At 73.6% G+C, this 22,446-nt stretch carries 19 protein-coding genes; 9 read left to right on the top strand and 10 right to left on the bottom strand.

Annotated features, from left to right (window positions below; all coding sequences use genetic code 11):
• Positions 1 to 61: 61 nt before the first annotated feature.
• Positions 62 to 1,498 (top strand): PepSY-associated TM helix domain-containing protein, encoded by a 1,437-nt coding sequence (locus MF672_RS40945; RefSeq protein ID WP_242383823.1) that lies wholly within the window; start codon positions 62 to 64, stop codon positions 1,496 to 1,498.
• A gap of 19 nt (positions 1,499 to 1,517) precedes the next feature.
• Here MF672_RS40945 and MF672_RS40940 read toward each other — a convergent pair whose 3' ends face one another.
• From MF672_RS40940 to MF672_RS40925, 4 genes are read right to left on the bottom strand one after another with little or no spacing between them, the layout of a single operon-like run.
• A complete protein-coding gene (locus MF672_RS40940) occupies positions 1,518 to 2,468 on the bottom strand; it encodes a catechol 2,3-dioxygenase (RefSeq protein ID WP_242383824.1) in 951 nt (316 codons plus the stop codon).
• Positions 2,468 to 3,595, bottom strand: a complete 1,128-nt coding sequence (locus tag MF672_RS40935) for a 4-oxalomesaconate tautomerase (protein ID WP_242383825.1) — start codon at positions 3,593 to 3,595, stop codon at positions 2,468 to 2,470. The genes MF672_RS40940 and MF672_RS40935 overlap by 1 nt, the downstream gene beginning before the upstream one ends.
• 1 nt (position 3,596) lies before the next feature.
• A complete protein-coding gene (locus tag MF672_RS40930; protein ID WP_242383826.1) occupies positions 3,597 to 4,319 on the bottom strand; it encodes a 4-carboxy-4-hydroxy-2-oxoadipate aldolase/oxaloacetate decarboxylase in 723 nt (240 codons plus the stop codon).
• A gap of 11 nt (positions 4,320 to 4,330) precedes the next feature.
• Positions 4,331 to 5,038, bottom strand: a complete 708-nt coding sequence (locus MF672_RS40925) for a PIG-L deacetylase family protein (RefSeq protein WP_247815673.1) — start codon at positions 5,036 to 5,038, stop codon at positions 4,331 to 4,333.
• A gap of 165 nt (positions 5,039 to 5,203) precedes the next feature.
• Here MF672_RS40925 and MF672_RS40920 point away from each other — a divergent pair, with 165 nt between their 5' ends.
• Positions 5,204 to 5,992, top strand: a complete 789-nt coding sequence (locus MF672_RS40920; protein WP_242383828.1) for an NAD(P)-dependent oxidoreductase — start codon at positions 5,204 to 5,206, stop codon at positions 5,990 to 5,992.
• Positions 5,993 to 6,096: 104 nt separating this feature from the next.
• On the opposite strand, the gene MF672_RS40915 is transcribed toward MF672_RS40920, so the two are convergent.
• Positions 6,097 to 6,720: a GntR family transcriptional regulator gene (locus tag MF672_RS40915; RefSeq protein WP_242384173.1), complete on the bottom strand. Its 624-nt coding sequence runs from the start codon at positions 6,718 to 6,720 to the stop codon at positions 6,097 to 6,099.
• Positions 6,721 to 6,903: 183 nt separating this feature from the next.
• Between MF672_RS40915 and MF672_RS40910 the strand changes: the two genes are divergently transcribed.
• From MF672_RS40910 to MF672_RS40890, 5 genes are read left to right on the top strand one after another with little or no spacing between them, the layout of a single operon-like run.
• Positions 6,904 to 7,392 carry a hypothetical protein gene (locus MF672_RS40910; protein WP_242384174.1) on the top strand — a complete coding sequence of 163 codons (489 nt, stop codon included), beginning with the start codon at positions 6,904 to 6,906 and terminating at the stop codon, positions 7,390 to 7,392.
• A 51-nt stretch (positions 7,393 to 7,443) separates the two neighbouring features.
• On the top strand, positions 7,444 to 8,829 hold the full coding sequence (locus tag MF672_RS40905; RefSeq protein ID WP_247815672.1) for a hypothetical protein: 1,386 nt from the start codon (positions 7,444 to 7,446) through the stop codon (positions 8,827 to 8,829).
• Positions 8,826 to 10,136 (top strand): VWA domain-containing protein, encoded by a 1,311-nt coding sequence (locus MF672_RS40900; RefSeq protein ID WP_242383469.1) that lies wholly within the window; start codon positions 8,826 to 8,828, stop codon positions 10,134 to 10,136. The genes MF672_RS40905 and MF672_RS40900 overlap by 4 nt, the downstream gene beginning before the upstream one ends.
• 8 nt (positions 10,137 to 10,144) lie before the next feature.
• Entirely contained in the window at positions 10,145 to 11,260 is a 1,116-nt protein-coding gene (locus tag MF672_RS40895; RefSeq protein ID WP_242383474.1) for an ATP-binding protein, read from the top strand.
• Positions 11,257 to 14,214, top strand: coding sequence for a DUF5682 family protein (locus tag MF672_RS40890; RefSeq protein ID WP_407654798.1), 2,958 nt, complete (start codon positions 11,257 to 11,259; stop codon positions 14,212 to 14,214). Before MF672_RS40895 ends, MF672_RS40890 begins: the two co-directional genes overlap by 4 nt.
• A gap of 173 nt (positions 14,215 to 14,387) precedes the next feature.
• On the opposite strand, the gene MF672_RS40885 is transcribed toward MF672_RS40890, so the two are convergent.
• Genes MF672_RS40885 through MF672_RS40875 form a run of 3 tightly spaced genes read right to left on the bottom strand, consistent with a single transcriptional unit; the run spans position 14,388 to position 16,107 of the window.
• On the bottom strand, positions 14,388 to 15,281 hold the full coding sequence (locus MF672_RS40885) for an IS982 family transposase (RefSeq protein ID WP_242383471.1): 894 nt from the start codon (positions 15,279 to 15,281) through the stop codon (positions 14,388 to 14,390).
• Between the two features lie 60 nt (positions 15,282 to 15,341).
• Complete coding sequence (locus tag MF672_RS40880; RefSeq protein ID WP_242383472.1) at positions 15,342 to 15,752, bottom strand: RidA family protein; 411 nt, start codon at positions 15,750 to 15,752, stop codon at positions 15,342 to 15,344.
• 4 nt (positions 15,753 to 15,756) lie between these two features.
• Complete coding sequence (locus MF672_RS40875; protein ID WP_242383473.1) at positions 15,757 to 16,107, bottom strand: luciferase domain-containing protein; 351 nt, start codon at positions 16,105 to 16,107, stop codon at positions 15,757 to 15,759.
• A 231-nt stretch (positions 16,108 to 16,338) separates the two neighbouring features.
• Here MF672_RS40875 and MF672_RS40865 point away from each other — a divergent pair, with 231 nt between their 5' ends.
• Positions 16,339 to 18,276: a glycosyl hydrolase family 18 protein gene (locus MF672_RS40865; RefSeq protein ID WP_302893363.1), complete on the top strand. Its 1,938-nt coding sequence runs from the start codon at positions 16,339 to 16,341 to the stop codon at positions 18,274 to 18,276.
• A 173-nt stretch (positions 18,277 to 18,449) separates the two neighbouring features.
• Here the strand turns inward: MF672_RS40865 and MF672_RS40860 are convergent, their stop codons facing one another.
• Positions 18,450 to 19,295 (bottom strand): aldo/keto reductase, encoded by an 846-nt coding sequence (locus MF672_RS40860; RefSeq protein WP_302893362.1) that lies wholly within the window; start codon positions 19,293 to 19,295, stop codon positions 18,450 to 18,452.
• 109 nt (positions 19,296 to 19,404) lie between these two features.
• Here MF672_RS40860 and MF672_RS40855 point away from each other — a divergent pair, with 109 nt between their 5' ends.
• The gene (locus MF672_RS40855) at positions 19,405 to 20,949 is read left to right on the top strand and encodes a M28 family metallopeptidase (RefSeq protein ID WP_242381132.1); all 1,545 of its coding nucleotides are present in this window, start codon (positions 19,405 to 19,407) and stop codon (positions 20,947 to 20,949) included.
• A 128-nt stretch (positions 20,950 to 21,077) separates the two neighbouring features.
• Here MF672_RS40855 and MF672_RS40850 read toward each other — a convergent pair whose 3' ends face one another.
• On the bottom strand, positions 21,078 to 22,436 hold the full coding sequence (locus tag MF672_RS40850; RefSeq protein ID WP_242381133.1) for a sulfatase family protein: 1,359 nt from the start codon (positions 22,434 to 22,436) through the stop codon (positions 21,078 to 21,080).
• Positions 22,437 to 22,446 lie beyond the last annotated feature (10 nt).

Below are 22,446 nucleotides of genomic sequence, written 5' to 3'. Positions count from 1 at the left end.
CCGCGCCCCGCGGGTGCGGGCGTGCTCCCCTGCCTTTCCTCCGTAACGAACGGAGCCCTTCATGACCTCGGTCGAGGCACGCCCAGCCCCTTCCCCCACCACTCCCGCCCCCGCCTCCTCTTCGCAGCGTTACCGCGCCGTGTGGCGCTGGCACTTCTACGCCGGCCTGTTCGTCGCCCCCGTCCTGCTCGTGCTCGCCGTGACCGGCGCCGTCTACCTGTTCAAGGAGCCGTTCGAGGAGTGGCGCTACCAGGACGTCCGCACCCTCGCCCAGCCGGTCGCCGCGCCGCGCCCGCTGTCGGAGCAGATCGCCGCCGCCCGCGACGCCCGCCCCGGGGCGGCGGTCATGTCCGTCGTCCCGCCCTCCTCCCCTGACCGCACCACCCGCGTCATCCTCCAGGGCGCGGACACCGGCCCGTTCGCGCAGGGCGTCTCCGTGTACGTGGACCCGGGCACGGCCCGGGTGGTCGGCCAGATCGACGACGCGGCCACGTTCATGCGGATGGTCCGCACGATCCACGGCGAGCTGATGTCCGGCGTCGCCGGCGACCGCGTCGTGGAGATCGCGGCCTGCTGGGCGCTGATCCTCGTGGCGTCGGGCACGTACCTGTGGTGGACCGGCCGCCGGACCCGGGCGCGGGCCTCCAGGTCGCCCCGCGGCCGGCTGCGCCGCCTGCACGTCCGGGTGGGCGTCGGGTCGGGCGCGGTCGTGGTCTTCCTGGTCGTGTCCGGCCTGCCCTGGTCGGGCGTGTGGGGCGACGGGCTGCAACGCCTCCAGGAGCGCACCGGCTCGACCGCGCCGAACGCCGCCGATTTCCCGCACACCTCCACTCCGCCGCTGTCCGGCGACCTGTCCGCGAACCCCGACGCCAAGGTGCCGTGGGCGGCCGAGCGGCTGCCCGTCCCCGAGTCCGGCGGGCATGCCGGGCACGCCGGCCACGGCGGGGCGGCGCAGGCCGGCGCGCTGCCCGTGGAGGCCGCGCTCGCCGCCGCCCGGCCCGCCGTCGCCTCGTGCGGCGAGTGCGAGGTCAAGGTGCTCCTGCCGGACGGCCCGACCGGCGTCTACACGGTCGTGGCCGAGCCGCGCCGCGACCCGTCGGCCGCCCGCACGCTCCACGTGGACCAGTACTCGGGCAAGGTGCTGACGTCGTACGGCTGGGCCGAGTACGGCACGATGGCCAAGCTCGTCGAGCAGGGCATCGCGCTGCACGAGGGCCGCAGGTACGGCCCCGCCAACCTGGCCGTCATGCTCGCCGCCTGCCTGTCGCTGATCACGCTCGTGGTCACCGGCGGGTGGATGTGGTGGAAGCGCCGGCCGCGCGGCCGCGCCGGGGCGCCCGCCCGGCCGGCGGACCGGCGCACGGCGTACGGGGTGATCGCGATCATGGCGGTGCTGGGGCTGGTGTTCCCGCTGGCGGGCGCGACCATGGTGGCGGTGCTGCTGCTGGACCGGCTGGTGCTGCGGCGGGTCCCGGCGGTGGCCCGGTTCGTGGGCTGAGGCCGGCCGCTCGGTCAGGTCACTCCAGCGGCGGGGTGCCGTGCGTGTGGAAGGACTCGATGGTCTTCAGCCCCCACGCCTGGCCCTTGGCGCGCTCGGCCTCGGTCCAGGTCACCGTTCGCCAGTCGGGGGCCAGGATGAGCCGGGTGAGGGGGTTGCACAGCTCGATCCGGTTGCCGCCGGGCTCGTACAGGTAGAGGAAGAACGTCTGCTGGATGGCGTGCTTGTGCGGGCCGGTCTCGATGAAGACGCCGTTCTCGAGGGCGATGTCGGCGGCGCGCAGGATGTCCTCGCGGCCGTTGGTGGCGAACGCGAGGTGGTGCAGCCGCCCGGACGAGCCGGACCAGTCGTCGGTGTAGACCAGGTCGTACGACTTGTTCGCGAAGTGCAGCCACTGGGCCGAGACGCGGCCGCTGTCCAGCATGATCTGCTCGGTGACGCGGGCGCCGAGCGCGTCGCGGACGAAGGCGCCGTTGGCGGCGGCCTCGGCGGCCAGGTAGTTGACGTGGTCGAGGCGGCGCACGCCCACCCCGTGCCGGGGGAACGCCTGCGGCTGGTTCTTCAGCGCCGACCGTAGCTCCTCGGGCGCCTCGTACCACTCCGACTCCCAGTACAGGTGCATCTCGTGCCCGTCGGGGTCGCGGAAGGCGTACGTGGGGCCGCGCCCGGCGTCGCCGTCGCGCCAGCCGATGCCGAGCCCGGCGTCCTTGACGGCGAGCACCCGGCGCTCCAGCGCCTCCTGGCTCGCCGCGCGGAGGCCGGTCGCGCGCAGGCCGGAGGTGCGGTGGGCGGTCAGCTTGAGGCTGTGGTGCTCGTAGTCGTCGTAGGTGCGCAGGTAGACCGAGTCGCCGTCGGCGCCGGCGCGGGTCATGCCGAGGATCTCGGTGAAGAACCACAGGCTGCGCTCGGGCTGGGGGGTGAGCAGTTCGGCGTAGCCGAGGTGGGCGACGTCGTGCAGCAGGGCGTTCATCAGGTCGTCGGTCCTTCGTCCGGTCGCGGGCGGGGGAAGACCGTCCCGTCGAAGAGCTTGCGGGCGGTGCGCACGTTCGCGGCGCGCACCGCGGTGGGCGGGTCGGTGGTCAGGTCGAGCTCCACCTCGACCTGGAGGTGGCCGGCGGGGTGCTCGACGTCCACGCGCGGCCCGTCCGGCAGGCGGGCGTGGCGGCGGGCCACGCCGTCCGGCAGCAGCGCCGCCGTCACGACGCTCACCGCGCCCAGCACGCCGATCGAGGTGTGCGGCCGGACCGGGATGAACGTGCGGGTGCACAGCGCGCCGCCGTCCCTGGGCGGCGCGACCAGCGTCGTCTTCGGGACGGACGCGCCCGCGACGTCGCCGAGCCCCATCAGCTTCCCGGCCCGCAGGCGCAGCTCCTGCACCCGCTCGGCGAGCGCGGCGTCGGCGGCCAGCTCCTCGTACGGCTCGTAGCCGGTGATGCCGAGGTCGCGGGCGGCCGCCACGACGACCGGCATGCCGTTGTCGACGCAGGTGACCTCGATGCCGTCGATGACGTCCACCTGGTTGCCGGTGGGCAGCAGGCTGCCGGTGGCGGAGCCTGCGGTGTCCTCGAAGCCGAGGACGACGGCGGCGGCCGTCCCCGGCACGCCGGAGACGGCGGTGCCGCCGCGGTAGTCGACCCGGCCGCCCGGCGTCGGGAAGCGGGCGGTGGCGACGCCGCCGGTGTTGACCAGGCGGATGCGGGTCTCGGTGTGCTCGCCCCCGGCCGGGACGAGGCCGCGCTCGACGGCGAACGGGCCGACGCCGGCGAGCAGGTTGCCGCAGTTCTGCGTCCTGGTCACGGCGGGCTCGTCCACGGCCACCTGGAGGAAGGTGTAGTCGAGGTCGGCCGCGGGGTCGGCCGAGCGCGACACGACGGCGACCTTGCTGGTCAGCGGGTGGGCGCCGCCGATGCCGTCGATCTGGCGGGGGTCGGGGCTGCCGAGGATCCGCAGCAGCAGCTCGTCGCGCTCGCCGGGGTCGGCGGGCAGGTCGGCGGCCAGGAAGTAGGCGCCCTTGGACGTGCCGCCGCGCATCAGCATGCAGCGCACGCCGCCGTCGTGGCGGCCGCCGTCAGCGCCGCCGTCAGTCACGTCAGTCACGTCAGTCACGTCCGTCCCCGTCGGGCCCGGCGCCTTCGTACTCGGCTTGGGTGAGGTAGACGAGGCCGAGCTCCGGCAGCCGCTCGCGCAGCCCGTACCGGTCGAGGCCCAGCTCGCCCTTCTCGAACGCCGCCCGCGTCGCGGCCTCCTTGACGGCCCGCGCCTCGGCGGCGCTCACGGCGCACTCCAGGTCCTGCCGGGGGACGACGAGCACGCCGTCGTCGTCGGCGAGGATCACGTCGCCGGGCCGGACGACCTGGCCGCCGACGGCGACCGGCACGTTGACCGCGCCCGGGGTGGCCTTGACGGTGCCCTGCGCGCTGACCGCCGCGCTCCAGGCGGGGAAGCCCATGGCCCGCAGCTCGGCGACGTCCCGGACGCCGGCGTCGATCACCACGCCGCGCACGCCGCGGTGCCGCAGCGCGGTGGCGAACAGCTCGCCGAACATGCCGTCGGCGCACGGCGACGTCGTGGCGACGACCAGCACGTCGCCCTCGCGGCACTGCTCGACGGCGACGTGGATCATCAGGTTGTCGCCGGGCCAGCAGAGCGCGGTGACGGCGTTGCCGCCGACGCGGGCGCCGGGCCAGGCGGGGCGGAGGCGCGGGCCGAGGTAGCCGGTGCGGCCGACGGCCTCGTGGACGGTGGCGACGCCGTAGCGGGCCAGGACGTCGATGCGGGCGACGTCCGCGCGGGTGATGTCGGTGACGACGACGTTCCTCATGCGCGCGGGCCTCATCCCAGGGTGTCCGTCACCTGCGGGTACAGGCGCATGAACGCCTCGGCGCGGGTGTCGTGGGGCAGCCCGAGGTTGGGTCCGGCGTTGCGCTTGAGCTGCACGCCGCGGCGGACGGCGAGGTCGGTGTAGTAGTCCCACATGTGCTGCTGGGCCGGCAGGCACTCCATGGCCTTGCGCTTGGCCTCGAAGACGGGGGTGATGTCGAGCAGCACGTCGGGCTTGAAGTCGCACTGCTCGGGCTGGTGCGGCTCGAAGAAGAACACCGGGGGCGCGCCCAGCGGCTCGCCGGGGGCGTCGTAGCCGGCGGCCTGGGCCAGCACGCGGGCCTGGAGCGCCATGCGGGCCGCGGCGGGGTGATCGCCGTTGTACGGGTCGGCGAGGGGGTGGGTGAGCACCACGCCGGGCTCGCAGTCGCGGTAGACCCGCACCAGCCGGTCCACCAGCTCCGGCGTCTCCACCAGCGGGTAGTCGCCCGCGTCGAGGAACTCGATCTCGGCGCCCAGCGCGGCGGCGGCGTGCTCGGCCTCCTCCCGGCGGATGGCCTTGATCTCGTCGAGGGTGTGGCCGGCGCGCCACGCCTTGGCGGACTCGCCGCGCTCGCCGTAGCTGAGGCAGACCACCTTGGCCCGCCCGCCGCGGTGGGCGGTCAGCGCGATCGCGCCGGCCGCGCGCCAGACGAAGTCGCCCGCGTGGGCACTGATCACCAGAAGGGTGTGCGGAGTGTTTCCCGAGTTCACGCCCCGACGCTATGAGCGGCCCCGGAGGATTGTCAACACTTTCGTCGCCAATCGACCACTAAACGGGGTTTCGATAGGGTGTGGGTGACGGAACATCGACAATATTGTCAACGATGTTGGGGAGAGGTGCTCATGGACGGGCTTCGGGTGGCGCTGCTCGGGTACGGGGAGGTCGGCCGCGTGCTCGCCGGCGGGCTCGGGGGGCGGGTGCGGCTGCGCGCCTACGACCCGGCGCACCCACCGGCGTCGCCGCTCGTCGCGGGCAATGCCGACGCCGTGCGCGGGGCGGACGTCGTCATCGCCGTGACCACCGGGGCCGACAGCCTGGCCGCCTGCGCCGAGTCGCGACCCCACCTGAAGCCGGGCGCCCTCTACGCCGACCTGTCCACGGCCGCCCCCGGCGACAAGCGCGCGATCGCCGAGCTGGCCGGGTCGGCCGGCGCGGTCGCCGTGGACGGGGCCATCATGGCGCCCGTCCCGCTGCGCGGCCTCGCCACGCCGATCCTGGCGAGCGGCCCGGGCGCCGAGCGCTTCGCCGCGTTCGCGGGCGCCCTCGGCATGGACGTGACCCCGATCGGCGGCGCGCCCGGCGACGCGGCCGCCCGCAAGCTGCTGCGCAGCGTCCTGGTCAAGGGCCTCAGCGCGCTGGCCGTCGAGGCGCGGCGCGCCGCCGAGGCGGCCGGGCTGGGCGAGTGGTTCTGGGCGCACCTGGTGGAGACGGTGACGGACGCCGACGAGCGTTTCCTGACCCGCCTGCTGGAGGGGGCCGGGCAGCACGGCGTCCGCCGCGTGCACGAGATGCGCGCCGCCACCCGCATGCTGGAGGAGCTGGGCGTGCCCAGCGACATGACCGCCGCCACCGCCGCCGCGCTGCACCGCGCCACCGAGACCGGCGTCCCGCGCCCGCCCGGGCCGCGCTGACGGCCGCGAGAACGGCCGCGAGGACGGGCGCGGGGACGGGCGCGGGGACGGGCGGGGCGCGGGGCGGGCCCGCCGGCGGGCGCGAGGCGGGGCGGGGCGGGCTCTCAGTCCGCGCTCGACTCCAGGGCCTTGACGACGCTGCGCAGGTGTTGCTGCATCGCCGTCTGCGCCGCCTCGGGGTCGCGCGCGGCGATGGCGGCGACGATCAGCTCGTGCTGCGGCAGCGACACGGCCGCCCGCCCCGGCTGCCGGGCCAGCCGGAACTTGTGCCGCACCACCTGCGCCCCCAGCCGTTCGATGATCGACGCCGCGGTGCGGTGCCCGGCGATCTCCCGGACCTTGGCGTGCAGGGCGACGTTCAGCTCGGAGTAGCGGTCGAGGTCGTTGCCCGCCACGGCCTCGCGCATGTCCGCGACCACCTGCCGCAGCTCGTCGGCCTGCTCCTGCGTCACCCGCTCGGCCGCCTTGTACGCCGCCAGCCCCTCCAGCACCATCCGGACCTCGGTGATCTCCACGGCCTCGGCCTTGGAGATGACCCGGACCCTGGCGCCCTTGTTGCGCATGATCTCGACCAGGCCCTCGGACGCCAGCTCCTTGAACGTCTCGCGCACGGCCGCCCGGCTCGCCCCGAACTGCTCGCACACGTCGGCCTCGATGAGGCGCTGGTTGGGCACGAAGTCCCCGCCGAGTATGACCGCCCGGACGCGGTCGGTCAGCGTCTCCCCCAACGGAATCCTCCCGCCGTCGCGTGCAACTGGTTGGACAATATTATCGACAATCCGCCTTTGATCATTTCACTCTCGAACTGTCGGTGCCCTCCAGTAGGTTCCTGGATCAGTTGATCAAGCCGTTCGCGCGGGAGCGGGCACCCCCGCCTGCCCCGCGACCGGCAGGGCGGAGGTCGCGAAGCCGTGGACGCGGACAGGACCGCGTGGGAGCAACGCAGCGTGGTACGGGTGGTCGCGCCCGTCGAGCCACGCAAACTGGCCAAGGTGCCGTTCGTCGAGCTGGCCGACGGCCGGCTCCAGGGAGTGGTGTCGAGCGGGTCCGACATCGAGCGGGTCTACGTCTCCTCGATCACCGCCGGCAGCCTGGCGATGAGCTGCAGCACCAACAACAACCGCCCCTGCGGGGCGCTGCACGGCTACGCCTGCAAGCACGTACGTATGCTGGCCGACGAGGCGATCCTCCAGTACGGCCTCGACCGGGTGGCCCGCTACCTGCGGGTGGAGGCGTCCCCGGAGACCGGGCTGCAGCTGAACGGGCCGGTCGAGCGCACGCCGGCGGCGGTCGTGTTCAGCCGCTTCCTGCGTCACCTGGCCTACCTGGAGGTGCCCGACAGCACCGAGCCGCTGGCCGAGCTGCACTGGTTCCCGGCGACGGGGGCGGTGCGCCGATGAGGGGCATGACCGCCGCGACCCGCGACGAGCCGACCGGCGAGGTGAGGGCTGATGCTTGACGTACAGCTCGGGGAGCTGACGGCCGCCGGGCCGGCCGGCGTGGCCGAGGCGCTCGGCCTGGTGGCCGGGTTCGACCAGGCGCTCGCGCTCGGGTTCGCCCGCGTCGGCGAGGAGCCGGCGGCGGCGCTGGCCGCGCTGGCGGGCGCGCTGGCCGGCAGCCCGCTCGGCGACCGCGCCGGCGAGGCCGTGGAGAGGTGGTCGCGGGCTCCGTCGGCGACGAGCACCTGGCCGCGCTGGCCGGCGTGGCGGGCCGCGCTCACCGGCGCGGCGCACGACGCCCTGCTGGCCCGGCTCGACGCCGCGCTCGCCGGGCCCGCGCCCCTGGGACGCGCCCGCCGTGCCCGCGGGCGACCAGCCGGACAACCTGCTGGCGGGCGCCCGCGCCTGGCTGCGGAGCTGGCCATCACCGGGTGGCGCGGCGTCGACCACGACGTCGTCACCCCGTCCGACCGCACGGTCGAGGCGCTGCTCGGCGTGCCCGCGCTGCGCGGCCTGGCGGTGCTGCTCGACGGCCTGGCGGCCGAGCTGCGCGCCTCCTGCCCGGTGAGCGCGATGGACCTGCTGCCCGCCCGCCGCTGGGCCGACCTGTGGGCGCGCGGCCTGCTCCTGGCCAGGTCCGGCCCCTGGCACGGCACGCCGGAGCCGGTGTCGGGCCGGCTGCTGGTCCTCGGCGCCGACGTGCACGAGCACGCCACGGTGGTCCGCGTCCAGGTGCACGGCGTCCTGGAGCCCGCCGGGGGCGGCCCGGCGCGGCTGGTCCGGGCCGGGGTCGCCGCCGCGAAGGTCGACACCATCACCGGCCCGGCCGTGTGGCGGCTGCTGGCCGGCCATCCGGTGCTGCTCGGCGCGCTCGCCGGTCACCACGCCCTCGACCTCGCCGGCATGCCGCTGCTGCCGGGCGGCGACCTGGTGTGGCACGACGACCTCGCGCGGGCGGGCGAGGCGGCCGACCCGTTCACCACCGCCCGCGTGCTGCTCGGCGCGGCGCAGGCGCCGCCCGTCCCGCCGCTCGACCGCCACCCGGTGCGCATCGCCGAGCCGGTGCTCGTGGAGCACTACCGGGTCGACGGCGAGACGCTGGAGCTCGGCGGCAACCGGCTCGCGCTCGACCTCGACCGGCTGCCGTCCTGCACCCCGCTGACGCCCGAGCTGGTGGCGGCCTCCTCCACCTGCCTCGGCCTGCTGCGCTGGGACGGCGGCCGGTGGCTGCTGCAGCCGCTCGCCGTCCAGGCCACGGTGCAGAAGAAGCCCGTCACCGCGCACACCGGCGACTGGGCGCTCGGCCCGGCCGACCCCAAGGTGGTCAAGGCCGAGGCCAGGGCCGGCGACCCCGTCGCCGTGCTCCGCGAGCGAGCGGGACGGTTGCTGCGCAAATGACCCAGCGACCGACCCACGACACGCAAGCCGACGAGACCCGCCGTCAGGTGCTCTACTGGCGGCTGATGTCGCGGCTGTTCGGCGCCGACGAGCAGCCCGCCCTGGAGAGAGCCGGCCTGGCCGTCGTCGAGGACCTCGGCCTGCCGCCCGCGCTGCTCGACCCGGGCGTGTCCGTCGACACGCTGGTCCAGCGCTTCCCCGCGCTCGGCGACGAGCTGCGCGACCTCATGACCGAGCGCGAGCACGAGGCGGGCGGCGAGGTCCGGCGCGCCGCGCTGGTCTCCAAGCTGCTGCTCAACGTCTTCTGCACCGGCAGCGGCAACGTCACCGCCGAGCAGCTCGAACGCTGGAAGCGGGACGCCGGCTGGCTCGGCAAGGGCAGGGGCACCGAGGCCGGCGGCCGGGGCCACTCCCCCGGCGACGACGAGGTGGCCGCCGTCCTCGCCGGCATCGAGGGCGACCTGGTCAAGCGCATGCACCTGCGCGAGGTGCTGGCCGACTCCCGCCTGGCGCGGCAGCTCACACCCAGCATGTCGCTCATCGAGCAGCTGCTGCGCGACAAGCACAACCTGTCGGGCGTGGCGCTGGCCAACGCCAAGGCGCTCATCCGCAGGTTCGTCGACGAGGTGGCCGAGGTGCTGCGCACCCAGGTCGAGAAGACCAGCGCAGGCGTCATCGACCGGTCGGTGCCGCCGAAGCGGGTGTTCCGCAACCTCGACCTCGACCGGACGATCTGGAAGAACCTCACCAACTGGAGCCCGGAGGACCAGCGGCTCTACGTGGACCGGCTGTTCTACAAGCACACCGCGCGCCGCACCACGCCGGCCCGGCTGATCGTGGTCGTCGACCAGTCCGGCTCGATGGTGGACGCGATGGTCAACTGCACGATCCTGGCGTCCATCTTCGCCGGGCTGCCCAAGGTCGACGTGCACCTCGTCGCCTACGACACCAGGGCGCTCGACCTGACCCCGTGGGTGGCCGACCCGTTCGAGGTGCTGCTGCGCACCACGCTCGGCGGCGGCACCGACGGCACGGTCGCGATGGCGCTGGCCCGGCCCAAGATCGCCGACCCGCGCAACACCGTGATGGTGTGGATCTCCGACTTCTACGACAACCGGTCGCTGATCACCGACTTCGAGGCGATCCACCGCTCGGGGGTGAAGTTCATCCCCGTCGGCTCGGTCAACAGCTCCGGCCACCAGAGCGTCGACCCCTGGTACCGCCAGAAGCTCAAGGACCTGGGCACCCCCGTCCTGTCCGGCCACATCCGCAAGCTCGTCCTCGAGCTCAAGAACTTCCTCACCTAGGAGACCCGCTGATGAGTGACATGCTGCGCGCCCCCGCAGAGGTCAAGTACGCCGACGAGCTCGACTACCTGGAGTCGGTCGACGACGGCCCGAAGCCGTTCTCGTGGCGGCTCAGCCCCCGCATGGTCCGGCTGTTCGTGCTCGGCTCCGAGCGCGCCGACGGGCTCGACCGGGAGATCTCGCAGAAGTGGTTCGGCGACCGGAGCTTCGTGGAGCGGAGCATCGTGACCCTCGCCTCCGACCGGGGCCTGCTGCTGATCGGCGACCCGGGCACCGGCAAGAGCTGGCTGGCCGAGCTGCTGGCGGCGGCCATCTGCCGCAACTCCACGCTCGTGGTGCAGGGCACCGCCGGCACCACCGAGGACCACATCAAGTACTCGTGGAACGTGTCCATGGTGATCGCCAAGGGCCAGTCGCGCGCGTCCATGATCCCCTCGCCGATCATGACGGCGATGGAGCGGGGCGTGATCGGCCGCTTCGAGGAGCTGACCCGCTCCACCAGCGACGTCCAGGACGCGCTGATCTCGATCCTGTCGGAGAAGTACGTCTCCATCCCCGAGCTGGACGACGACAACATCGTCTTCGCGCAGCCCGGCTTCTCCGTCATCGCCACCGCCAACAGCCGCGACCGGGGCGTCAACGACCTGTCGTCCGCGCTGAAGCGCCGCTTCAACTTCGTGCGCATCCCGGTCGTGACGAACAAGAAGAGCGAGGCGGAGATCGTCCGCTTCCGTACCGAGGAGCTGCTGCGGCGGCACCGGATCGAGCTGGACCTGCCGCCGACGCTGCTGGACATCCTGCTGCAGAGCTTCGCCGACCTGCGCTCGGCGGCGGCCTCGGCGACCAGCGACGACGAGCGGCTGGAGTCGGCGCTGTCCACGGCCGAGCAGATCGGCGTGCTGGAGGACGCGATCCTGCACAGCCACTTCTTCGGCGACCGGGTGCTGCGGGCGCAGACGCTCGCCGGCTCGCTGGTCGGCTCGCTGGCCCGGCGCAGCCCTGAGGACCTGGCGATACTCAACAAGTACTGGCACGGCGTCGTCGAGCCGCGCGGCAAGAAGGACGGCGGGCCGTGGCAGGAGTTCCTCGACGGCGGCCGCGAGGCCATCGCGACCCTGTCATGAGCGGCTCCTCCATGAGCGGCCCTTCCATGATCGGCGGCACGTTCGACCCGCTGCGGGAGCAGCTCGCGCGGGCGGCGCGCGACTTCGGCGGCGACGCCGTGTCCGGCGTCCTCACCGGCATGGTCGACGACGTGGACCGGGCGCTGCGCGAGGAGCTGGAGATCTTCCCGGTCTGCCACCACTCCCCCGCCTCGGCGCTGGCGATGGTGCGCAGGCTGCGCGAGAAGCAGCCGAAGGTCATCTACCTGGAGCTGTGCGAAGACCTCCAGCCGCTGCTCACCGAGCTGCGCAACTGCCGGCTGCCGGTCGCGGTGCAGGCGTTCGCGACCGACCTCGACGGCTTCCCCAAGGAGTGGGCGCCGCTCAGCGTGGTCGCGCCGGTCACCGAGGCGTCAGCCGAGTACCAGGCGATCGCGTACGCGCTGGAGACGCCCGGCGTCGAGCTGGTGCTGGTCGACCGCTCGACCGACCACGTCTTCCAGTGGGCGCGGGAGGAGGAGCGGCAGCGGGAGCACGGCGAGGAGGCCGGGCTGCACGGCGACGCGGTGGGCGTCGAGATCGGCGACCTGCGGCCCCGCTTCGCCGAGCTGGAGGAGCACCTGCTGCACCACGGCAAGGTGCGCCACTGGTCGGAGTGGTGGGACCAGTACGTCGAGCAGCCGCTGTCCGGCGCCGGCTACGCCACCTACCGGCAGGTGATGGTGCTGATCGGCAGCCTGTTCCGGCGCCTGAGCCGCGACCCGGCCCGCCTCGCCGTCGACGAGGACCGCGAGCGCCACATGTGGACCCGGATGCGCGAGCACCTGGCCGCCACCGGCGCCGACCCCGCCGACTGCCTGTACGTGTGCGGCGCCTTCCACGCGGCGAGCCGGGTCGAGCAGTTCGGGGTGCGCTCGGCGGCGCCGTTCGAGATCAGCCCGCGCACCGGCACGACCTGGCTGTACGGGCTGATCCCGTCCAGCCACTCGGCCATCGAGGCGCAGTTCGGGCTGGCCTCGGGGTCGGTGTCGATCGCGGCGGCCACCTGGGCGAAGGCGGTCAGGCGCGACCGGCTGACCCCGTTCCGGCTCACCGGCCAGAAGGGCGCCGGACGCGGCCCCGCCACCCGGAAGCCCGCCACCCCCAAGCCCGCCCCTCCGCAGGCCGGTGAGTCGATCGCCGATGAGCTCACCGGCTTCCTGTCCGTGCCGCCCGCGCTCGACGCGCTCGACGAGGACGAACTGCTCGGCTGGTGCGTGGACATCGTCCGGCTGGCCCGCCGCAACGGCTACCTCGCCAGCACGGCCGACGCGATCGCGGTGTTCGAGACCTCGATCCTGCTGGCCGGCCTGCGCGGCCGGGCCCGGCCCACCCCGTACGACTTCCAGGACGCGGCCGTCACCTGCATCGAGAAGGACGCCGTCCCCGGCCGCAGGGACGTGCGGCGGCTGTGCGAGATCCTGCTCGGCGGCGACCGCGTCGGCGAGGTCGGCTACGACGCGCTGCCCCCGCTGGCCAGGAACGTCCACGACCGGCTCGCCCCGCTCGGCCTCGACCTGGACAAGCGCACGATCCAGCGGGCCCTGCTGGACCTGCGCGCCGACCCGGCCCTCGGCCCCTGCTCCGACCTGCTGTGGATGCTGCGCTACCTGCTGCCGCCCGACGCGGTGCGGCCCATCATGGGCGAGCGGCGGCTCGGGGAGCGGGCCATCCAGGAGAGCTGGGACCTGGCGTTCGGCAAGCACCAGCGCGCGCTGATCGAGCTCGGCTACGAGGGCGTGACCGTCGAGCAGGTGCTGGAGCAGCGGCTGCGGCGCCAGGTCTGGGACCCGAAGGCGACGGCGGCGGTGGCGCTGGCGGCGGTCGAGGACGCGGTGCTCTACCTCGGCAGCCGGCGCTTCGCCGACGAGCTGGGCGCCCGCGCGGTGGAGCTGCTGGCCGGCGAGCGGAGCGTGGACGACGCGCCCGAGGTGCTGCGCCGCATCCGGCGGCTGCTGGCCTACTACCGGGCCGGCGAGCCGGCGCTGCCGGCCTGGTGCGAGGAGTTCGCGACCGCCGGGTACGCGCACTACTGCACGCTGCTGCCGACCGCGTTCGACGACGACGACACGGGCGTGCGGCAGGTCGGGGCGATGCTCGGGTTCCTGTTCTCGATGGAGAGCCTGGCGCTGGCGCTGGGCTGCGACCGGGCGCAGCTCGAGCTGGCGGTGCGGCAGTCGCATCCGGAGGCGCCGGCCAAGGTGGCGCTGCTGTGGGCGGCGCGGACCCAGCTCGGCCTGATGACCGTGGCCGACCTGCGGCAGCGGTGCGACGACCTGCTCGGCAACCCGCTGGTGGTGCCGGCGTTCCCGCAGTACATCATGGGGTTCGTGCAGGCCATGGAGCCGGTGCCGGCGCTGTCGGGGTTCGTGGTGGAGGTGATCTCCAAGGCGTTCGGGCGGCTGCCGGACGCGGTGCTGCTGCCGTGGCTGCCGCGGCTGATCACGACGCTGAAGGACGAGGCGGGCGAGCTGATGCCCGCGCTGGTCCGCGAGGCGGGCCGCACCTTCCCCGCGACGCTGGCCGCCGTCGACTCCTTCACGCCGCCCTGGACCTCCCGCTCGACCGGTGACCGGACCGCGGGGGCTGTCGCGGCCGGGGGCCCCGGGGCTGGGAGCGCCGGCGCTGCGGGCACCGGGGGCGCCGGAGCCGATGCTCCCGGAGCCGGGGCTCGGCGTGCGGCCGCCGGTCCGGTGCCGGAGCTGCTGTTCGCTCACCGAGCGACGTGCGACGCGGTGGCGGCCCTGCTCGGCTGCGCGGGCGACTGGCAGCCGCCCGGCTCCCCCGCCTCAGAAGCCACCGACCCGTCGGGAGCCCCCGGGCCGTCGGGAGGCGCCGGGCCGTCGGGAGGCGCGGACCCGTCCGTGACCGCCGCCGCCACCCTGCTCACCACCCACCCCGAGCCCGCCCTCGCCCTGGCGACCCTGCTCACCTGACGCTCCGCCCCCACCGAGCCGCCCCGGCCGATCCGGCGGGGCGGCTCGGCGAACGGTGGGCGGGCACCAGGACGGGCCGGATCACCCCAGCTCACGAGGGGTGGGGCCAGGCGGAGGCCGGTCAGCTCCTTCGGAGTTGGTGCCAGGACTAGACGAGTAAGTCCTAAGTCGGGTCAGTGGTCGTAGGCGATCAGGGATCGGGTGATGGGCTGGCCGGTGGCGCGGTTGTGCCAGATGGCGGTGGTCAGGGCCAGGATGCGCTGGGCGATGCGGGCGCCGACGCCGATGGCGGTTCGGGCGCCGTGAAGCTCCAAGTCGAGTTGACCTTTGAGAGTGTCGTTGACGGACTCGATGAGCTGGCGGATGGGCTTGAGGAGTTCCTCGCCGGGGCGGGGTGTGCGGTTGCGGTAGGACGGGCGTAACAGCCGCACCCCGCGTTCGGCCAGGAAGGCGTCCAGCTCGGCGGAGATGTATCCCTTGTCGGCGATGATGAGCAAACCAGGGCGCTCGGCCACGAGATTCGGGTCGTGTTCGATGACGGCCATCAGCACTCGGCGTTCGTCGATGTTCGGGGTGGCCAAGGCCCAGGTGATGGGCAGTCCGGCCGGGGTGCAGATCAGGTGCAGGCGCAGGCCCCAGAACCAGCGTGAGTGGGAGCGGCAGTAGCCGTAGCCGGCCCATCCTGCCAGCTCGGAACGGCGGGCTGTGGGGCGGGAACGACCGCACTCGACCGGGGTGGAGTCGGCCACCCAGAGCGGGTCGTCCCACAGGTCGGTGTCGCAGGCCAGGGCCCGGATCACCCGTTTGAACAGGGGCAATGCCTTGTGCAGGCGCTTGTTGTAGCCGGACTGGCCGGGCAGGTACGGAAAGGCGCCGGGCAGATGTGCGGGGACGTAGCGCAGCCAGCGGGCCTGGGAGTGCACGCCGAGCAGGACCTGGGCCACCGCCAAGGTCAGCAGCTCGGCGTCGGTCAGTCGGGGTGGTCGTCCTAGCCGGGGTGATTCGCCCAGCCAGTCGTCGATTCTCACGTACAGTGCGGTCAGAAGGGTGTTGAGGTCGTTCGTCACGCATCGATCCTCGACACCCTTCGTCGTACCTGCACACCGAACGACTTAGGACTTACTCGTCTAGCGCGGCAGGGGGAGCACCGCGACCGCCTCGACCTCGACGAGCTGGTCCGGGTAGCCGAGCACGGCGATGCCGAGCAGCGTGCTCGGGACGTCGTAACCGGCCATGTGCTCGCGGTAGACCTCCCACGCCGCCACCAGGTCGGCCCGGTCGGACGAGGCGACGTACACGGTGGTCTTGGCGATGTCGGTCAGCGCCGCGCCGGCCTCGGCGAGCGAGGTGGCGAGGTTGCGCATCACCTGGTGGGTCTGGCCGGCGACGTCGCCCGGGCAGACGGTCGCGCCGTCGGCGTCGAGCGGGCAGGCCCCCGCCGCCCACACGGCGCGTACGGGCCCGTCGGCGACGGCCGCGTACGCGTACTGGACGGGGGCGAGGTCAGAACTACGGATCAACCGGACAGCGGGGGTCACGGGATCAGGCTACATTCTCCTTGATCGCCACGCTGGTGAGCGCCAGCAGCAGCTCCAGGTCGGGTTCGGCGTCCACCTGGACGGCCACCCAGGCCGGGTCGGGGCACGCCTGCACCTGGCCGCAGCCCGCCAGGTAGGGTTCCAGCCGCTCCACCGCCGGCGCGCTGAGGCGCACCCGCACCTCGTCGCCGCCGGCCGTGCGCAGGATCTCCGCGCCGCCGCGCACCGCGAAGGCCACCCCGCGCCGGGTGTCGCTGACCGCGAGCGCCGGCCAGGACCGCAGCTCGGCCAGCGCGCGGGCCACGTACGGCCCCCGCCGCTGGGGCGTCCGCCGCCAGGCGGTGATCCCTGCCACGGCTCCCATGCTGGTGCACGCCGCCCCTTTCGTCACCGTCCGTTCCGCAACCGTTATCAACCCCCGGCGGCCCGGGACGGCCGTCCCGTCGGGCTCAGGATTTCGCGCGCCGAACTTGTTGACGCCTCCGCAGGTTGAGGCTACCGTCAACGTACAACTAAAAGGAAACTTTCCTAATAGTTTCCTGGCATCCCACCCCCCAACACACCCCCAACGGATGTCGGAGCATCGATGAGACACAAGATCCTCGCCTGCCTGGCGGCGCTCGCGCTGCCCCTCACCGCCGTCGCCGCGGCCCCGCCCGCCGCCTACGGCGTCGTCCTGGCCGCCGACTGGGCCCCGTGGACGGCCTACTCGGCCGGCGCCCGCGTCACCTACAACGGCGTCGAGTACGAGTGCGTCCAGAGCCACACCTCGCAGCCCGGCTGGGAGCCGCCGAACGTCCCGGCCCTGTGGAAGGTCGCCTCCGGCGGCGGCACGGACACCACGGCCCCGTCCGTCCCCGGCAATCTGCGCTCGACCGGCGTGACGAACACCAGCGTCTCCCTCGCCTGGGACGCCGCCACCGACAACGTCGCCGTCACCGGCTACGAGGTCTACCGCGGCACCACCCTCGTCACCACCGTCACCGGCACCACCTACACCGACACCGGCCTGACCGCGAACACCGCCTACACCTACACCGTCCGCGCCCGCGACGCCGCCGGCAACCGCTCCGCCGCCAGCGCCGCCACCACCGCCACCACCACGGGCGGCACCGGCACGGACACCACCCCGCCGTCCGTCCCCGCCAACCTGCGCTCGACCGGCGTGACGAACACCAGCGTCTCCCTCGCCTGGGACGCCGCCACCGACAACGTCGCCGTCACCGGCTACGAGGTCTACCGCGGCACCACCCTCGTCACCACCGTCACCGGCACCGCCTACACCGACACCGGCCTGACCGCCGGCACCGCCTACACCTACACCGTCCGCGCCCGCGACGCCGCCGGCAACCGCTCCGCCGCCAGCGCCGCCACCACCGCCACCACCACGGGCGGCACCGGGGGCGGGGGCAACAAGGTCCTCGGGTACTTCGTCCAGTGGGGCGTCTACCAGCGCGGCTACCACGTCAAGAACATCGACACCAGCGGCTCGGCGGCCAAGCTGACCCACCTCAACTACGCCTTCGGCAACGTCCAGAACGGCCAGTGCGCGATCGGCGACTCCTACGCCGACTACGACCGCTTCTACCAGGCGGGCGAGAGCGTGGACGGCGTCGCCGACACCTGGGACGCCGGCGCGCTGCGCGGCAGCTTCAACCAGCTCCGCAAGCTGAAGAAGAAGTACCCGAACCTGAAGGTGCTGTTCTCCTTCGGCGGCTGGACCTGGTCCGGCGGCTTCACCCAGGCCGCGCAGAACCCGGCCGCGTTCGCCGACTCCTGCTACAAGCTGGTGGAGGACCCGCGCTGGGCGGACGTCTTCGACGGCATCGACATCGACTGGGAGTACCCGAACGCCTGCGGCCTGACCTGCGACACCAGCGGCCCGGCGGCCTTCAGGAACGTCATGTCGGCGCTGCGGGCCCGCTTCGGCTCGGGCAACCTGGTCACCGCTGCCATCACCGCCGACGGCACCGACGGCGGCAAGATCGACGCGGCCGACTACGGCGGCGCCGCCCAGTACGTCGACTGGTACAACGTCATGACCTACGACTACTTCGGCGCCTGGGCCGCGCAGGGCCCGACCGCCCCGCACTCGCCGCTCACCTCCTACTCGGGCATCCCGATCGCGGGCTTCCACTCCGACGCCGCGATCCAGAAGCTGAAGAGCAAGGGCGTGCCGGCGAGCAAGCTGCTGCTCGGCATCGGCTTCTACGGGCGCGGCTGGACCGGCGTCACGCAGGCCGCGCCGGGCGGCACCGCCACCGGGCCGGCGCCGGGCACGTACGAGCAGGGCATCGAGGACTACAAGGTGCTCAAGACCCGCTGCCCGGCCACCGGCACGGTCGCCGGCACCGCGTACGCCTTCTGCGGCGGTCAGTGGTGGAGCTACGACACGCCGGCCACGATCGGCGGCAAGATGAGCTACTCGAAGAGCCAGGGCCTCGGCGGCGCGTTCTTCTGGGAGCTCAGCGGCGACACCGCCAACGCCGAGCTGCTCACGGCCATGAAGAACGGCCTGGGCTGACCCGATGACCTGGGGGCCGGCCCGCCACGCGCCGGCGGGCCGGCCCTCAGCACGAGCGGCCGCAGCACGAGCGGCCGGCCCTCAGCACGAACGGCCGCAGCACGAGCGGCCGGCCCTCAGCACGAGCGGGCGGCGAGCCCCACCGGCCAGGACGCCTCAGGCGAGCAGCCCCTTCACCGGGCCGCCGCCTCGGTCAGCTCGGCCAGCTGCCCGCCGGTCAGCGACACCCGCGCGGCGCCCATGTTCTCCTCCAGATGCGCCACCGACGACGTACCGGGGATGGTGATCAGCACCGGGGAGTGGGCGAGCAGCCAGGCCAGGCTGACCTGGGCGGGCGTGGCGCCGGCGGCCTCGGCCACGTGGTCCACCGGGCCGCCGGGCGCGGCCAGCCGGCCCTTGGCGATGGGGGTGTAGGCGATGAAGCCGAGCCCCTGCGCCTCGCAGTGCTCCAGGACGTCCTCGGAGCCGCGCAGGGTGAGGTTGTAGCGGTTCTGGACGGTGGCGATCGGGGCGACGCGGCGGGCCCGTTCCAGGTCGGCGACGGTGACCTCGGACAGGCCGATCTCGGCGATCTTGCCCTCGTCCTGGAGCGCCTTCAGCTCGCCCACCTGGTCCTCCAGCGGCACCTCGGGGTCGATGCGGTGGAGCTGGAGCAGGTCGAGCCGGTCCACGCCGAGCCTGCGCAGGCTCATCTCGACCTCCTGCCGCAGGTACGCGGGCCGCCCCACGGGGTGCCACTCCCCCGGCCCGGTACGCACGAACCCGGCCTTGGTGGCGATCACGACGTGCTCCGGGTACGGGTGCAACGCCTCGCGGATGATCTCCTCGCTGACGTAGGGCCCGTAGGAGTCGGCGGTGTCGATGAATTCGACGCCCAGCTCGACGGCTCGGCGCAGCACCCGGACGCACGCGTCGCGGTCCTTCGGCGGGCCCCACACGCCGGGTCCGGTGAGGCTCATGGCGCCGAACCCCAGCCGGTGCACGGCCCGCCCGGCGATGGTGAACGTATCGTGACGCAAGGGAGACATCCCCAATCTTGGCTAATAGCTCAGTAATTACTACTTTCGGGCAGGAAACGCGCGCATCTCGACCCGGGTCCCCCACCACGTACCGAGGAGCAACGGAAGCATGCGTTCCCTACTCGGCGCCATCACCGTGGCCGCCGTGGCCCTGTCCCCGTTAGCCGTCGCAGCCCCCGCCGAGGCCCACGGCCGCGACGACGCCGCGATCCGCAAGCTCGTCAAGGACGTCTCAGGCAAGAACGTCAAGAAACACCTCAAAGCATTCCAGGCCATCGCGGACGCCAACGGCGGCACCCGCGTCTCCAGCAGCCCCGGCTTCGACGCCTCCCGCGACTACGTGGCCCGCAAGCTCCGCGCCGCCGGCTACCAGGTGACGATCCAGCCGTTCGAGTTCACCTTCGACGGCTACCGCACCCCGCCCGTGCTCAAGCGCACCGGCCCCGCCCCGGAGAAGACCTACACCTACGGCTTCTTCCAGGACTACGTGGCGATGGCCGACTCCCCGTCCGGCTCGGCGAGCGGCACCATCCAGCCTGTGGACCTGGTGCTGCCGCCCGGCGCGGCGGCCAACACCTCGACGTCGGGGTGCGAGGCGAGCGACTTCGCCGGGTTCGTCCCGGGCAACGTCGCGCTCATGCAGCGCGGCACCTGCAACTTCCGCGTCAAGGTGGACAACGCGATCGCGGCCGGCGCCAAGGCGGCCATCGTCTTCAACGAGGGCCAGGAGGGCCGCACCGAGGTCGACCTCAACCCCACCCTCAGCGGGCCCGGCGTGACGATCCCGGCGTTCTTCACCCGGTTCTCGGTCGGCCAGGAGCTGGCCGCGGCCGCGGGCACGACGGTCCAGCTCAACTGGGACCCGGTCGTGGAGCAGCGGACCACGTACAACGTGATCGCGCAGACCAGGAAGGGCGACCCGGACCACGTCGTCATGCTCGGCGCGCACCTGGACAGCGTCCAGGAGGGCCCCGGCATCAACGACAACGGCTCGGGCAGCGCCGGGATCCTGGAGGTGGCGCTGCAGTTCGCCAGGACCAAGCCGAAGAACGCGGTGCGCTTCGCGTTCTGGGGCGCCGAGGAGTTCGGCCTGCTCGGCTCCGAGCACTACGTGGCGTCCCTGACGGAGGAGGAGCGGGCGAAGATCGCCCTGTACCTCAACTTCGACATGATCGCCTCGCCGAACTACACGTTCGGGATCTACGACGGCGACGGCGACGCCTTCGGCACCGCGGGCCCCGCCGGGTCCGACGTGATCGAGGAGGACTTCGAGAAGTTCTTCGCCGGGCGCGGCCTGCCCCACACGGCGACGGCGTTCACCGGCCGCTCCGACTACGGGCCGTTCATCGCGGTCGGCATCCCCTCGGGCGGCCTGTTCACCGGCGCCGAGGTGCTGAAGACCGAGGAGGAGGCGGCGATCTTCGGCGGCACCGCCGGGATCCCGCTCGACCCCTGCTACCACAGCGTCTGCGACACGATCGCGAACATCGACGACAAGGCCCTCGACGTCAACTCCGACGCCATCGCCGCCCTGACCGCCAAGTACGCCTTCGACACCGGCGCCATCGGCACCGCCCCCGCCCCGGCCGCCGGGCGGGCCGGGCAGGCCGAGCGGGCCGGGCACACCCACAAGCCCGCCGACGCGGCGAGCTGACCCGCTGAGCGGCGTGACCGGTGCCGCGCGCACACCGGTCACGCCGCGTCACCGCACACGCGCCGGCGCCCCTGCCCGCCGCCGGTGCCCCTGCCCGCCGCCAGTGCCCCTGCCTGGCGCCGGTGCCCCTACTTGCGCTGGTGGCCGATCCGGACCGGTTGCGGGCCGCGCAGCCGCACCTCGGGGTCCGTCATCGTCTGGTGCGGCGCCTCGCGCCCGGCGGCCGGCTCGATCTCCGGCCGGGCGCCCTCGGCCTCGGCGATCCGGCGCGCCAGCCGCTCCCGCAGCCCGGCCGCGACCTCGGCGTGCGACGGGTAGCCGGCCAGGTTCACCAGCTCGTGCGGGTCGTGCTCCAGGTCGTAGAGGGCCTGCTCGCGGTAGCGGCCGGCGGCCGGGTCGTCCCAGGGGTGGGCGTCCTCGGCGACGGCGTAGTACTTCCACCGCGAGGTGCGGATGCCGCGCCCCACCTCCGACTCGCTGACCTGGAAGAACACCTCCTCCGGCCAGTCGGCGCGGGCGTCGCGGAGCAGCGGCAGGAACGAGCGGCCCTGCATCGCCTCCGGCACCGGCAGCCCGGCGGCCGCCAGCAGCGTCGGCGGCAGGTCGAGGGTGCTGACCGGGCGGGCGATCGCGCCGCCGCCGTCGAAGCCGGGGCCGCGCACCGCCAGCGGCACCCGCAGCGAGGCGTCGTGGCAGGAGCGCTTGTACTCGCCGTTGCGGGTCTTGAAGTGGTTGCCGTGGTCGGAGGTGTAGGCCACGATCGTGTCGTCCAGCAGGCCGAGGCTGCGCAGCGCGTCCAGCAGCCGGCCGAGCCCTTCGTCCAGGCGTTTGACCTGGCCGAGGTAGCCGCCCAGGTGGCGGTGGGCGGTGCCGCCGAGCGCGGCCAGGTCCGGCGGCAGCCAGGCGCCCTGGTAGCGCTCCTCGTAGCCGTCGGGGGCCGGGTAGTCGTCCACCTCGTTCTGGTGGTGCGGCTCCAGCAGCGAGACGAACAGGTAGAACGGCTCGTCGTGGTGGTCGGCGACGAACCGGATCGCGGCGTCGATCAGCGCGTCGGAGCGGTAGCCGGGCAGCAGCACCGGCTCGCCCGCCTCGTCGAAGACGATCGTGCGGTAGGCGTCGGAGGTGTGCTCCAGCGCGTTCGCGCCCAGCCAGGACCGGTAGCCGCCGCGCTGCTCCTCCGGCACCGGCTCGCTGCCCGCCAGGTGCCACTTGCCGATGTAGCCGGTGGCGTAGCCGGCCGCGCCGAAGTGGTGCGCCAGCGTGCGCTCCTCCGGCGGCAGGACGCGCCCGTTGCGGTACACGCCGGTCGTGGTCGGGTACCGGCCCGTCTGGAGCGCGGCGCGGGCGGGCGCGCACACCGGCTGCGGGGTGAGCGCGACCGTGGCCTGCGTGCCGTTCCTGGCCATCCTGTCGAGGTTGGGGGTGAGCGGGCCGACGGTGTCCCACCGCTGCTGGTCGGTAAGGACGACGATCACGTTCGGACGCAAGACGAGGGCT

This window comes from Actinomadura luzonensis (assembly GCF_022664455.2).
GTDB lineage: Bacteria > Actinomycetota > Actinomycetes > Streptosporangiales > Streptosporangiaceae > Nonomuraea > Nonomuraea luzonensis.
Note: the sequence above shows the minus strand (reverse complement) of the source record. Positions and strands in the feature narration are given on the sequence as shown.

Excerpts from the sequence above, each read along its gene's own strand:
- MF672_RS40945 (WP_242383823.1), top strand. The coding sequence starts at position 62 with ATGACCTCGGTCGAGGCACGCCCAGCCCCTTCCCCCACCACTCCCGCC.
- MF672_RS40940 (WP_242383824.1), bottom strand. The coding sequence starts at position 2,468 with ATGAACGCCCTGCTGCACGACGTCGCCCACCTCGGCTACGCCGAACTG.
- MF672_RS40930 (WP_242383826.1), bottom strand. The coding sequence starts at position 4,319 with ATGAGGAACGTCGTCGTCACCGACATCACCCGCGCGGACGTCGCCCGC.
- MF672_RS40920 (WP_242383828.1), top strand. The coding sequence starts at position 5,204 with ATGGACGGGCTTCGGGTGGCGCTGCTCGGGTACGGGGAGGTCGGCCGC.
- MF672_RS40905 (WP_247815672.1), top strand. The coding sequence starts at position 7,444 with ATGCTTGACGTACAGCTCGGGGAGCTGACGGCCGCCGGGCCGGCCGGC.
- MF672_RS40900 (WP_242383469.1), top strand. The coding sequence starts at position 8,826 with ATGACCCAGCGACCGACCCACGACACGCAAGCCGACGAGACCCGCCGT.
- MF672_RS40890 (WP_407654798.1), top strand. The coding sequence starts at position 11,257 with ATGAGCGGCTCCTCCATGAGCGGCCCTTCCATGATCGGCGGCACGTTC.
- MF672_RS40865 (WP_302893363.1), top strand. The coding sequence starts at position 16,339 with ATGAGACACAAGATCCTCGCCTGCCTGGCGGCGCTCGCGCTGCCCCTC.
- MF672_RS40855 (WP_242381132.1), top strand. The coding sequence starts at position 19,405 with ATGCGTTCCCTACTCGGCGCCATCACCGTGGCCGCCGTGGCCCTGTCC.